Here is a 12,303-nt window from a genome sequence, read left to right on the forward strand (position 1 = left end):
CGCCAAACGAATTACGGCATCCAATGACGAAGACGGTATCGCGTTAGTATTGGATGACATTTTTAAATAATATCGTGATACCGAAAACCGACTGCAAGCGGTCAGTTTTCGGTATTATTTTGCAAATCCGTCTGTTGCGCCACAAACTTAAGCAAGTCGTCAATTTCCTGTTTAGCACGTTCCGACAACACCTTGTTATCCGCTAACATTTGGCTACCGCGTAGTCGGATAAACTCCAAATAATCCTGATTTTGGGTTTCCTGAAATTGCTTTTTAGCAAGATACATTTCCGCAAAATATTTTTTGGTTTGGGAAATCAATAGCTTCTGCCCCATCAAAACAAATATCGCCAGAGCTAAAGCGATCACCGCCCCATAACCGTCGGTCGGGTAATAAAGTATACCGGCTAAAATCAGTAGACCTGTCACTAAAGGGGAACTATGGCGAATATAGCCCTGTTCGGGCGGTGCTTTGAACAGTTTTTTGAGATCCATTATTTGCAAAATTTCCTACAGAACTGACCGCTTGTTATCTTCGTGAGTCCCTCTCGAGGGTCAAATTCCAAAATATATCCGTATAAATGAACGAAATCCTTCCTCCATAAAAGGAGGAAGGAATGTATCACCAGTCTCTCATGAAACCGGGATCTTTGAAAAGCGCTTTACGCCAAAATGCCGAAATGATAGCCGACAATACCTACGCCAAATAAAGCGAAGATGATGTACATTGCATTAATTTTCTTACGTAACAACCACATACAGAAGAAAGTCAGCAATAATGCCGCCAATCCTGGTAACAAGTCGTTCAATACGCTTTGTACGGTGGTAACGACTTCCTCACCAGCTTGGTTGGTATAACGAGTCAATTCTAGCGGTATATTAATACTTGTCCATTTCGACACTAACGATCCCATAACAAAGAGACCGAGAATCGACGCCCCCTGCGTCAGTTTTTGCAAACGACCGCCACCCATATCCGTTACAATTTCCGTCCCTTTTTCGTAACCGTATTTAAAGCTATACCAACGGGTTAAGGCACGGCAGATATTGATTCCGAAGAAGAAAAGGAATGGGCCTAACAAGCTACCGGTAATGGCTAGCCCTGCGCCAAGAGCAGCTAATACCGGACGCAAGGTTCCCCAGAAAATCGGATCACCGACACCGGCAAGCGGCCCCATTAAACCGACTTTCACCCCGCTGATTGCAGCGTCGTCAATATCCGCACCGTTCGCACGTTCCTGCTCCATTGCTGCGGTAACGCCCATAATGGCGGAACCGACCCAAGGTTGAGTGTTGAAGAATTCAAGATGGCGTTTTAACGCAGCGGCTTGATCTTCTTTTTTAGAATAAAGGCGTTTAATAGTCGGGATCATCGATACGCAGAACCCCATGGCTTGCATACGTTCAAAGTTGAAAGAACCGAGTAAAAAGGTTGAACGCCAGTAGGTTGCGCGGATATCCGCCGCCGTTAATTGTTTTTTCTCAGACATAATATGTTCCCTTCCTATAAGCCTTCTAATTCATTATCCGCTAACTTTTTACGGCTGGTTTGCTGTGGCAAACTCGCTTGGTTGAAACGCGGATTTAATTGGATGTAAATAATCGCTAAGCAAGCCCCTAAGAAGCCCAAACCGACTAAGTTGTAGTTGGAGAATGACGCAATGACGAAACCGATAAAGAAGAACGGCATTAACGCCCCGGCTCGCATCATATTGATCACCATGGCATAACCAACCACCACGATAAAGCCCCCGGCGATTTGTAAACCTCGTGTTACCACCTCAGGAATCGCGTTCAATGCATCGGTTACCGTATCCGTTCCCGCAACCATTGCAACGGCAAAAGTCGGTACCGCAACACGTAAGGCTTGCAGGGAAAGACCGGCAAAATGGCAAAACTCAATCCCGCAGAAATTTGCCTGCTCGGCGAATTTATCCGCTTGGTGTTGCAGGAAGATTGTTATCGTCCGCACGAAAATAGTTAATACCTGACCGGCAGCCGCAACCGGAATAGCGATGGCAATCGCAGTTCCTTTATCTTGACCGCCTTTAATCACTAAAATTGCCGCAATCACTGAAGCTAATGCTGCATCCGGCGCCATCGCTGCGCCTACGTTCATCCAGCCGAGAGCCAACATTTCAAGCATACCGCCGACAATGACCCCGGTTTGCCAATCGCCTAATACAAAGCCGACTAAAGTACAAGCAACAAGCGGACGGTGGGTTTGACGTTCGTCCAATACACTCCCCATACCGCAAATAGCACCGACAAGGGTGACTAAAATAATTTCCATCGTAGTCATAATGAGATCCTCAAATTAGAATTTAAGTGCATCAAGTTTTTGTTTGGTAAGCTGCTCTTTCGGTCCGCTTGCCACTTGTTGTAGGCTGAGATCGACTCCCAAATCAAGTAATTTACGAAACGCCGCTACATCCGCCGCATTCACCGTTACTGCTTGGGAAAGTTGTTTATTCCCTTCTTTATAAGTCATTCCGCCGACATTCACTTTTTCGACTTTTACACCGCCGTCAATTAAGCGAACAATATCTTCAGGATTTGTCACCAACCACAGAATATTTTTACCGACATATTTTGGGTTGTGATATACCTTAATCGCTTTTTCTACCGGAATAACATACGACTTCAGGTGCTCCGGTGCGATTTGCAACAGTAGATCGCGACGCAACGGATCGTTTGCCACTTCATCACTTACGGCGAAAATCGCTTCACATTTCACGGCTTTAGCCCAAGACGTGGCAACTTGTCCGTGAATTAAACGACTATCGATACGTAATAAAGAAATATTCATACGTCCGTTCGGGTCATATTGTTTTTGAGGTTCGTCATCCGCTTCTTCAGCGGCTTGTTCGGTAGGTTGCGATGCGGCTTTTGGTGCCTCATCATCTTTTGAATGGTAGGTTTTTACACTTAACTGCCCGACTTCCTTAGCAAGCGTTGCCAGTTCCTGCGCACTTTTTGCATCACCGGAGGCATCCATTACCTCCAATAACATCGGCAAATTAACGCCGGTAACAATATCGTCCTGCGGACGTTCTGCCACCACGCGCGCTGCAGCATTGTAAGGGCTGCCACCGAATAAATCGACCAAAAAGAGTACAGGAGTATCCGTTTTAAAGCCGGATATAATGCTTTTATACTTTCCGATAAGGGTATCTTGCCCTTCACCAGGCACGAAAGTGACTACACTGAGGTTGTCCACCTCGCCATAGACCATTTGTGCCGAATTAACCAACTCGGCGGAAAATTTACCGTGAGTGGCAATGATCAAATGTACCATCTACAATCACCTCTACTACATATTTTATGCTTGAAACGAAGCCGTTTCACCTGATTGTCAAAACGCAAACGATTGCTTTTGGCAGCATGGAGTTTAATCAAGGCAATTTATTTGTCAAATGGAGTGAAATATGTAATTACACTTTGTTAGATTTAGATCATATTTTGAGAGGGGCTGAAAAAATCTGTTATAAAATAAAATTTACAATAGCTTTGTTTAGTTTAGCTATTCTAATTAGCTTATTTTACCGTTATCATGCTACAAATATTATTCACAATGGAATACCGAATGCATTACACCACCCGAACGATAAAAACGCATAAAAGGATTGCGCTTGTTGCACATGATAATTGCAAACCCAATTTATTACTGTGGACGAAAAAACATAGCAGAGTGCTTCAATTTCATCAACTTTATGCTACAGGCACAACTGGTCATTTATTGGCAAAAGAAACCGGCTTAGAAATCATAGCGTTACTAAGTGGTCCGATGGGTGGCGATCAACAATTAGGCAGTTTAATCGCAGAAAAAAAAATCGATATTTTGATTTTTTTCTGGGATCCGATGAACGCTGCACCGCACGATCCTGATGTTAAAGCGCTAATGCGTATCGCAACCGTATGGAATATTCCCGTGGCAATGAACCAAGCCTCGGCCGATTTCTTACTGCATTCCGAATTATTCCACCAAGAGACCGACATCGAAATTCCGGATTATGACCGCTACTTAAAAGAGCGTCTGGCTTAATACAAGCGGTCAGTTTTAACGGATATATTGCAAAGGTAAGTTATGTTGAAATTATCTCTCTTATTAAAATTAGGCTTTGTGGGAATTGCGGGGTTTATCATTTATGAATACAGCCATCACGTAAAATGCTCACCGACTCGTCTCGGCTCTACACACAATATTCCGAAAGAATGCTATCCGGAACAAATTAGAGCGGAGCAAGAAGAGGCTAAAATATTAATTGAGAAGATCCGCAACCAGCCTGCTTTTATTTGTAACCTTGAGCCCAAACCGACATTGCCGGCAGATACCCAAAGTCTTTATCAATACGCCCTCTGGCATGATTTGCATTGGCATGAAGACAACTTTGCAAAACCCGCCGGTGAAAAAAATTTCACGCCATTATTTGAACTGATTCCGATATATCATATCGCAGCCAGTAACGGAAACTATCTGGCGACGTTGCGTTTAATGCAATTATTTACCGAGCATAATGTCGGCGATAACGAGTTCCCGCAACAATATCGTGATTCGGTAGCAATGCTTTATGAAAAGCAATTTCCTATACACGCCAATTTTAATAAATCCGATACTTGGGATATTGATGTTGTCCGCCCTTATGCGGATCAAGGCGTTATTCAAGCGATTAATCGTATGGGGGAATTATCCGTTCAGCCGAATTTACTGGAATACCTATCCGAAGAAGATAACAAACTTGCTTTGGAATTTTCGCAGCAATTTTTTCAGTGTTCGGCAAAACAGCACAGTTTAATTGGTTTAGACGGTCTGTATAGCCAGATGAAAGAACCGGCAACGCCGGAAAAAACCATGGAAAAATATCAGCAATATGCCCGTTTCGGACTTTATTTGGATCATTTAGCCCAATTATTTGATCCGAAAAATAACCATGTGACCAATTTTCCGAAAGATCGGGAGCGTTCACAACGTTACCAAGAGCTCCATCAATTTTTTGAAAACTATCCGTTTTTTAAGAAAAGTCGGCGTAACGAATTTCTTAAAAATGACGGTCAATTCCAAATTCAAATTGACGATATCAAGGAAATTATTCCTCTGCCGCCGGCAAAATTGGACAAATGGAACGGTAAATTCGATTTCCAACGTTGGTATGAAGGTCGTCCGCCGATAAAACCGACTACCCGAATCAAACAACTTGCCAATAAAGCAAAACTTAATTGGCAAACCGGATTGCCGAAATAAGTATTGCCGTTTGTGAGTTTCGGGGAATCGTTGTATGATTCAGCCTAATTTTAGGAACCGAAATAAAAGAGGCAAAAATGAGATGCGGATGTCAATTAGTCACACATCAGATTCCAGATTTGTGTGTCGAACTCACCCAATACCGCTTAATCGAAGTCTCAGGGGTTGACGCAGAAAAATATCTACAAGGTCAACTTACCTGTGATGTCAGTAAAATCGCAGCCGGCGAACAAACTCTCACTGCACACTGTGATCCGAAAGGGAAAATAAGTGCGCTGTTCCGTTTATACCGCCATGCTCACGAGCAGTTTTTCATCATTATTCAGCAAGATTTATTGCCCGAAGCACTGACTCAACTGAAAAAATATGCGGTATTTTCGAAAGTCACCTTTAACCCATTAGATACACCGCTTTACGGCACAACCGATCATACGCTTTTTGCAAATTTTCCGCCTAAAGTGACCGCTTGTCATATCTCTGACGAACAGCCGCGAGCCATTTTTTGGGGCGAAATTCAGCCGCAGTTTAACGGTGAAAGTACACTTTGGGATTTAATCGATATTCAACAAGGCGTGCCGTTACTCTACAAGGTGAATCAATTTGAATTGATTCCTCAAGCGATCAACTTGCAATGTTTAGAACGCGCAATCTCATTTTCCAAAGGCTGTTATATCGGTCAGGAAACAGTCGCGCGAGCCAAATTCAGAGGGGCGAATAAACGCGCAATGTTTACCTTGGTCGGAAAAGTCGGTGCAGAAACGACTCTTCCTGAAATCGGTAAGAGCGTTGAAATGCAAATCGGTGAAAACTGGAAACAAACAGGTACTATTTTAAGTGCCGTCATTTATTACGAAAAACTGTGGTTACAAGTTGTTTTGAATAAAGAGATTGAACAAGGCAGTCACTTCCGCCTTGGGAATACAGCGCTCAAGCTGTGTGAATTACCTTACGAATTAGAAAATTAACATGAATTTGAGTTACCCGAAGGCGAATATCATTGCCGGTGTTGATGAAGTCGGTCGAGGTCCGTTAGTCGGCGCAGTAGTAACGGCAGCGGTTATTCTCGATCCGAATAATCCGATTGAAGGCTTGGCGGATTCCAAGAAGCTCTCTGAAAAACGCCGCATTGCACTTGCCGATGAAATCAAAGCTAAAGCGTTGAGTTGGTCTCTCGGGCGAGCCGAGCCGGAAGAAATCGATCAGCTTAATATTTTGCAGGCGACGATGCTTGCAATGCAACGCGCTGTGGCAGGGCTTTCCGTTCAGCCCGATTTCGTGTTAGTTGACGGAAACCGTATCCCCGAATTGCCGATGCCGGCACAAGCGATCATTAAAGGCGACAGCTTAGTCGCAGAAATCAGCGCCGCATCGATTTTGGCAAAAGTTGCTCGCGATTTAGAAATGGATGAGCTGGATAAGCTGTTTCCCGAATACGGTTTTGCCAAACATAAAGGCTACCCGACCAAACTGCATTTTGAAAAATTAGAGGCCCTTGGGGTAACACCGTTTCACCGTAAAAGTTTTGCCCCTGTTGCAAAAAGATTATTAGCCAAATAATGAAAATTGAAAAAACCTATCTGCAACGCTGTCTGGAATGCGATACCGTTGTCGAAATTGAAAAAGATCTGCCGAATAAGACCGCTTGTTGCCCGAATTGTGATGAAGTATTGCAATCAGGTAATCGTTGGAGCTTACGCCGTTGTGCAATTATTGCCTTATCTATTTTGATTTTACTTCCGTTCGGGTTGACGTATCCGCTGATGAACATCGATCTGTTGGGGATTGATATTTATGCAACCGTTTGGGGCGGTGTGTGGAAAATGGCAACGTCAGGCTTCCCTTATACTGCATTTATGATCCTATTTTGTGCGATTATTATGCCGATTTCATTTGCGATGCTGGTGCTGACAATCCGAATACAAAAAATAATCGGGCATAGACCACGTTATACATTACTGTTTCTCAACAAAGCCAAACAGTGGGTGATGCTCGATGTTTATCTGGTCGCCCTTGCCGTCGCCGCTTATAAGGTTCGCGAATACGCCACATTGGAATTTGATATCTATTTACTTGCTTTTGTGCTTACCGCATTGTTAACAACACTCCTGTTTATCAAAATTGATCCAAAACGTTGGTGGGAACAATTCTATCCGGAATATCACTCACTCCCGCCGGACCACCCGTGTAAACCGACGCTTTGCCCCGAATGTGAATATACCTTTGATGAAAATATTGTGGATAAAAAAGGTCAACAGCGTTGTCCGCGTTGTGAAAGTAATTTGGATATCCCTGATAGTATAAAACTGCAACGGGTTTGGGCAACATTGATTGCCGGTACGATCATGATGTTTCCGGCAAATATATTACCGATTTCTTCCACAGAATTTGCCGGCACTACTTCGGCCGACTCATTAATGAGCGGGGTGCTGCTATTTTTAAGTATGGGTAGTTATACTGTAGCGGCAATCGTATTTATTGCCAGTATCGCCGTGCCATTTAGTAAAGTCGGCGTGATTCTTTATTTACTGCTCGCAATCCGTTATCGTTGGAAACACCCTATTCACCGTCAAATGAAACTGCTCCACTATGTGCATTTTGTCGGACGTTGGTCAATGTTGGACTTATTTGTTCTGGCATTAATGATGTCATTGGTAGAGCGCGGACAGATTATCAGCTTCTCCGTAGGAGACGCCGCATTCTATTTTGGATCTGCGGTTTTCTTAACAATGATTGCCTCCTCCAATTTAGATGCGCGAATGTTATGGCGCATTCATTATGAAAACGAGGCAAAAGCCAAGCAAAGTCAAGCCTAATCCTTTTACAAGCGGTTAGATTTGAACAAAAATTTGCAAAGGGGTATACTCTTGGCATTACATTTTGAAAAAGGAGCAAGTTATGCGTATTGATACTTCCGCACTTTGTGATCTCTATTCCGATCAAGTTGATGTAGTGGAGCCAATCTTTTCCAGTTTTGGCGGTATTTCCTCGTTCTACGGAAAAATCACTACAGTGAAATGCTTTGAAAGTAACGGGCTGATTGCCGACGTATTGGAAGAAGAAGGCGAAGGTCGAGTACTGTTGGTCGATGGAGGCGGTGCTGTCCGCCGAGCCTTAATTGACGGAGAATTAGCACAACTTGCTGCGGATAACGGTTGGGAAGGAATTATTGTAAACGGCGCCGTTCGCCAATTAGATATTCTAGAAACCTTAGATATCGGCATTCAGGCGCTTGCTCCGATTCCGGTCGGCGCCGATGACGGTGATCACGGTGAAGTAGATACCCCGGTGAATTTTGGTGGTGTAACTTTCCTGCCGGAAGATTATGTCTATGCGGATTTAACCGGTATTATCCTTTCACCGGAATTACTTGACTTAAATGACGATCTTGCCGAATAGATCTACATCATAATTTATCATAAAAAAACACGCATTGATGATCTGCTCCCAAAAGTTGGACTAAATAACCAACTGATTAAGGTGCAGATTTTTTATGACTAAATACAACCAATCTTTCAAACAACACGTCATCGAATTTTATCTTCAAAATGGTAAAAATCAGTCATTAACCCGCCGGCATTTTCAGCTTCCCCAAACAACATTGGAACATTGGATTCAGCAATATAATTACAATGGAATCAATGAATTAGCCGTGCCGGATAAAAATCAAAAATATTACTGTTGAGTTTAAATCAGCCGTTGTGTAAGCGGTCAAAAACGGACAATTTTCTGCAGAATATACCTGTCTTTATTTTGATATCGCTAATTCAGGCATTATTAGTCAATGGTTTAGAGGGTAGACTGTATCTTTCGCCCATTAAGGACTTATTTAACGGCGAAATTATTGCTTATGACTTGGCAAGAACCCCGAATTTAGAACAGATAGCCGCCATGCTGAAACAAGCCTTAGCAAAGCTTACTGGGGCAAAGCCGATATTGTATTCCGACCAAGGTTGGCAATATCAGATGGCGAGTTATCAAGCGATATTGAAGGAGAACGGCATTGTGCAAAGTATGTCGAGAAAGGGAAATTACTTGGATAACAGCGTAATGGAAAGTTTCTTCGGACGGTTAAAAACTGAATGTTACTTTGGTAAACGGTTTAAAACATTTGAACAACTTGAACAAACGATTCACGCATACATTCATTATTACAATCATGAGCGTATTCAAGTGAAATTAAAAGGACTAAGCCCCGTGGAATACAGAACTCAGTCCTTGAACTAAATGAGTCTAACTTTTGGGGAGTAGATCAATCGAGTGCGTGTTTTTTATTTTTACATCTTTAAATAAAAAGTATGAGTCAGCCTTTTAAAGGCTTCGGTGTATTGCCCTTGCGAATCATAAATATCTAACTGTTTTTCTACACATGGCTGCCCCCGTAAAGAAAAGGTCACAATCATGCGTTTCGGGCTATTTCCGGCTTTACTACTGATTCGCCATATTTCGCTACAACATAGGTCGAGAGATGAACTCTGCGCGATCAACTTCTCCGCCGCATCTTTAGGGAGAATAAACGTAATGTTTCCGCAAGGAGAAAGGTGCGATTTCGCCTGCTGTAACCAATCCAAATGGCTTTGAGATAATACTGCTCTCGCTAAACTACGCTCTTGATTACGTGCAGCAAGACTATGTTCAAAATAGGGTGGATTCGCCACAATCAAGTCAAATTTCAAGGAAAAATTCAACTGCATCACATCTGCTTGTATAACCTGAATTTTATTTTGCCAAGGGCTATTTACAACATTTTGGGTGGCTTGCTCAACTGCATTATGCTCCAACTCAACGGCAACAATCTTAACGTTTTCCGCAGTACGTTGCGCCAACATCAGTGATACTAATCCCGTTCCCGTACCAAGATCTAAAATCCTTTCGGCATGCACAATATCTGCAACTGCGCCAAGTAAAATACCATCGGTATTTACTTTCATCGCACAACGATCATGCGCAATAAAAAATTGTTTAAACTGAAACCCTTTCGATTCGGTCATTGTTATTTTCTTAGCTTAACTGTTTGAATTGCATGATCTTCGCCTTTCACCAAAATCAAATTCGCCCGCTCACGACTTGGTAAAATATTCTGTTTTAAATTCAAACCGTTAATTTCATCCCAAATACTCGATGCTGTTTGTATTGCTTCTTGTTCGGACAATTTGGAATAATGGTGAAAATAGGAGTTCGGATCGGAAAATGCGCTACGGCGGAATTTTAAGAAACGGTTGATATACCAATGTTTTAACAGACTCTCTTCCGCATCAACATAAATAGAAAAGTCCACAAAATCCGATACAAACACATTATGCGGGCTAAGCGGATAATTCATTCCGCTTTGTAGCATGTTCAACCCTTCTAAAATCACAATATCCGGCTGATCAACAACATTAAATTGATTTGGAATAATATCGTAAGTTAAATGGGAATAAATAGGTGCTTTAACTTCACGTTTCCCGGATTTGATATCAGACACAAATTCTACTAAACGATGAATATCATAAGATTCCGGAAAGCCTTTGCGTTTCAAAAGATTTCTCGCTTCCAATGTTGCCAGCGGATAAAGAAAACCGTCGGTGGTAATAAGGTCAACTTTACGTTCTTCCGGCCACTGGGAAAGTAGCGCCTGTAAAATACGGGCAGAGGTACTTTTACCCACTGAAACGCTGCCTGTCAGACTAATAATATAAGGCACTTTAGGTGATTCAACATCTAAAAATTTATGCAAAACTTCCTGACGTTTAATGTTTTCGTCAATGTAGTAATTAATTAAACGGGCTAACGGAAGATATATCATACTCACTTCATCTAAAGAAAGATCTTCATTAAAACCCAGTAAAGGCTTGAGATCTTGTTCCGTTAATTTTAACGGTACAGACTTCCGTAAATCTGCCCATTGATGGCGATCAAAAGTTAGAAAAGGAGTGATTTTAGGTGTTTTTTGCAGGCTCATAGCCAAATTCTCTAATTTACTTACGACAAATCTTCCATTCACAATGGAGCGTGGATTGTGGAATATACAATATAAATGACGAAATTTATGCATTTATCTAAAGAAAATCACGAAAAACACTTAAAAAATCAGCATTTTGAATATTTTGCATTCGAAAGATTCCAGTTTTTTGCTTTTTTTAAAAAAAATACTTGCAAGGATTTCTGAAAACCCTATAATGCGCACCACTTGCTTACGACACGTAACGCCGACTTAGCTCAGTAGGTAGAGCAACTGACTTGTAATCAGTAGGTCACCAGTTCGATTCCGGTAGTCGGCACCATCTTTAATGTGGGCTAAACAAGTATTCAATTATCGTGGAGGGATTCCCGAGCGGCCAAAGGGGGCAGACTGTAAATCTGTTGGCTCAGCCTTCGAAGGTTCGAATCCTTCTCCCTCCACCATCTTCCTTTTAATTGAATCCTAATGGGACAGACGAATTTAGAACAGCGGGCATCGTATAATGGCTATTACCTTAGCCTTCCAAGCTAATGATGCGGGTTCGATTCCCGCTGCCCGCTCCAAACGCTGATATAGCTCAGTTGGTAGAGCGCACCCTTGGTAAGGGTGAGGTCGGCGGTTCAAATCCGCCTATCAGCACCAGTTTCTCTTCTATCTTCATCTTTTTCATTAAACAAAATTTGTATTAACTTCTACAATTTGGTTAATGTGGTAACGTACCATCGTAACCGTGTTTGTTTATTTAGAGGACTTTTAGAATGTCTAAAGAAAAATTTGAACGTACAAAACCGCACGTTAACGTGGGTACAATCGGCCACGTTGACCACGGTAAAACAACCTTAACAGCAGCAATCACAACTGTATTAGCGAAACATTTCGGTGGTGCAGCTCGTGCATTTGACCAAATCGACAACGCACCGGAAGAGAAAGCGCGTGGTATCACCATCAATACTTCACACGTTGAGTATGACACAGCAACCCGTCACTATGCACACGTTGACTGCCCGGGACACGCGGACTATGTTAAAAACATGATTACCGGTGCGGCACAAATGGACGGCGCAATCTTAGTCGTTGCTGCAACAGACGGTCCAATGCCACAAACCCGTGAGCACATCTTA

General features: G+C 42.5%; 14 protein-coding genes, 4 tRNA genes and 1 pseudogene. 13 read left to right on the forward strand and 6 right to left on the reverse strand.

Annotated elements, in window-relative coordinates; translation table 11 throughout:
• Positions 1–101 precede the first annotated feature (101 nt).
• The 4 genes from ACEYJ7_RS04720 to ACEYJ7_RS04735 form a co-directional block, all read right to left on the reverse strand.
• Positions 102–494 carry a hypothetical protein gene (locus ACEYJ7_RS04720; RefSeq protein WP_373777920.1) on the reverse strand — a complete coding sequence of 131 codons (393 nt, stop codon included), beginning with the start codon at positions 492–494 and terminating at the stop codon, positions 102–104.
• Between the two features lie 167 nt (positions 495–661).
• Positions 662–1,489, reverse strand: a complete 828-nt coding sequence (manZ, locus tag ACEYJ7_RS04725) for a PTS mannose transporter subunit IID (protein WP_373777921.1) — start codon at positions 1,487–1,489, stop codon at positions 662–664.
• A gap of 14 nt (positions 1,490–1,503) precedes the next feature.
• Positions 1,504–2,301: a PTS mannose/fructose/sorbose transporter subunit IIC gene (locus ACEYJ7_RS04730; RefSeq protein WP_373777922.1), complete on the reverse strand. Its 798-nt coding sequence runs from the start codon at positions 2,299–2,301 to the stop codon at positions 1,504–1,506.
• Positions 2,302–2,316: 15 nt separating this feature from the next.
• Positions 2,317–3,297 carry a mannose/fructose/sorbose PTS transporter subunit IIB gene (locus ACEYJ7_RS04735; RefSeq protein ID WP_373777925.1) on the reverse strand — a complete coding sequence of 327 codons (981 nt, stop codon included), beginning with the start codon at positions 3,295–3,297 and terminating at the stop codon, positions 2,317–2,319.
• Positions 3,298–3,323: 26 nt separating this feature from the next.
• Between ACEYJ7_RS04735 and ACEYJ7_RS04740 the strand changes: the two genes are divergently transcribed.
• The 8 genes and pseudogenes from ACEYJ7_RS04740 (at position 3,324) to ACEYJ7_RS04775 (ending at position 9,465) form a co-directional block, all read left to right on the forward strand.
• Positions 3,324–3,620, forward strand: coding sequence for a hypothetical protein (locus tag ACEYJ7_RS04740; RefSeq protein ID WP_373777926.1), 297 nt, complete (start codon positions 3,324–3,326; stop codon positions 3,618–3,620).
• On the forward strand, positions 3,586–4,044 hold the full coding sequence (locus ACEYJ7_RS04745) for a methylglyoxal synthase (RefSeq protein WP_373777927.1): 459 nt from the start codon (positions 3,586–3,588) through the stop codon (positions 4,042–4,044). Before ACEYJ7_RS04740 ends, ACEYJ7_RS04745 begins: the two co-directional genes overlap by 35 nt.
• A 42-nt stretch (positions 4,045–4,086) precedes the next feature.
• Positions 4,087–5,241, forward strand: coding sequence for a DUF6396 domain-containing protein (locus ACEYJ7_RS04750; RefSeq protein WP_373777929.1), 1,155 nt, complete (start codon positions 4,087–4,089; stop codon positions 5,239–5,241).
• Between the two features lie 77 nt (positions 5,242–5,318).
• Complete coding sequence (locus tag ACEYJ7_RS04755) at positions 5,319–6,206, forward strand: folate-binding protein (RefSeq protein ID WP_373777930.1); 888 nt, start codon at positions 5,319–5,321, stop codon at positions 6,204–6,206.
• Position 6,207: 1 nt separating this feature from the next.
• On the forward strand, positions 6,208–6,798 hold the full coding sequence (rnhB, locus tag ACEYJ7_RS04760) for a ribonuclease HII (RefSeq protein WP_373777931.1): 591 nt from the start codon (positions 6,208–6,210) through the stop codon (positions 6,796–6,798).
• Positions 6,798–8,054: a PqiA/YebS family transporter subunit gene (locus tag ACEYJ7_RS04765; RefSeq protein WP_373777932.1), complete on the forward strand. Its 1,257-nt coding sequence runs from the start codon at positions 6,798–6,800 to the stop codon at positions 8,052–8,054. Before rnhB ends, ACEYJ7_RS04765 begins: the two co-directional genes overlap by 1 nt.
• An 82-nt stretch (positions 8,055–8,136) precedes the next feature.
• Positions 8,137–8,637 (forward strand): ribonuclease E activity regulator RraA, encoded by a 501-nt coding sequence (gene rraA, locus ACEYJ7_RS04770; protein ID WP_373777933.1) that lies wholly within the window; start codon positions 8,137–8,139, stop codon positions 8,635–8,637.
• A 94-nt stretch (positions 8,638–8,731) separates the two neighbouring features.
• Positions 8,732–9,465, forward strand: a pseudogene (locus tag ACEYJ7_RS04775) (IS3 family transposase).
• 50 nt (positions 9,466–9,515) lie between these two features.
• Here ACEYJ7_RS04775 and ACEYJ7_RS04780 read toward each other — a convergent pair.
• Both ACEYJ7_RS04780 and coaA read right to left on the reverse strand, forming a co-directional pair.
• Positions 9,516–10,229 carry a tRNA1(Val) (adenine(37)-N6)-methyltransferase gene (locus ACEYJ7_RS04780; RefSeq protein WP_373777934.1) on the reverse strand — a complete coding sequence of 238 codons (714 nt, stop codon included), beginning with the start codon at positions 10,227–10,229 and terminating at the stop codon, positions 9,516–9,518.
• Positions 10,230–10,231: 2 nt separating this feature from the next.
• Complete coding sequence (gene coaA / locus ACEYJ7_RS04785) at positions 10,232–11,182, reverse strand: type I pantothenate kinase (protein ID WP_373777935.1); 951 nt, start codon at positions 11,180–11,182, stop codon at positions 10,232–10,234.
• 246 nt (positions 11,183–11,428) lie between these two features.
• Here coaA and ACEYJ7_RS04790 point away from each other — a divergent pair.
• The 5 genes from ACEYJ7_RS04790 to ACEYJ7_RS04810 form a co-directional block, all read left to right on the forward strand.
• Positions 11,429–11,504: transfer RNA gene (locus ACEYJ7_RS04790), tRNA-Thr, on the forward strand.
• A gap of 36 nt (positions 11,505–11,540) precedes the next feature.
• A tRNA-Tyr gene (locus ACEYJ7_RS04795) sits at positions 11,541–11,625 on the forward strand.
• Between the two features lie 45 nt (positions 11,626–11,670).
• A tRNA-Gly gene (locus tag ACEYJ7_RS04800) sits at positions 11,671–11,745 on the forward strand.
• Between the two features lie 3 nt (positions 11,746–11,748).
• Positions 11,749–11,824, forward strand: a tRNA-Thr gene (locus ACEYJ7_RS04805).
• 116 nt (positions 11,825–11,940) lie between these two features.
• The coding region (locus ACEYJ7_RS04810; RefSeq protein WP_373777937.1) for a GTP-binding protein at positions 11,941–12,303 on the forward strand (363 nt) is incomplete at its 3' end.

The sequence above is a fragment of the Glaesserella sp. genome, assembly GCF_041814905.1.
Classification (GTDB): Bacteria; Pseudomonadota; Gammaproteobacteria; order Enterobacterales; family Pasteurellaceae; genus Glaesserella.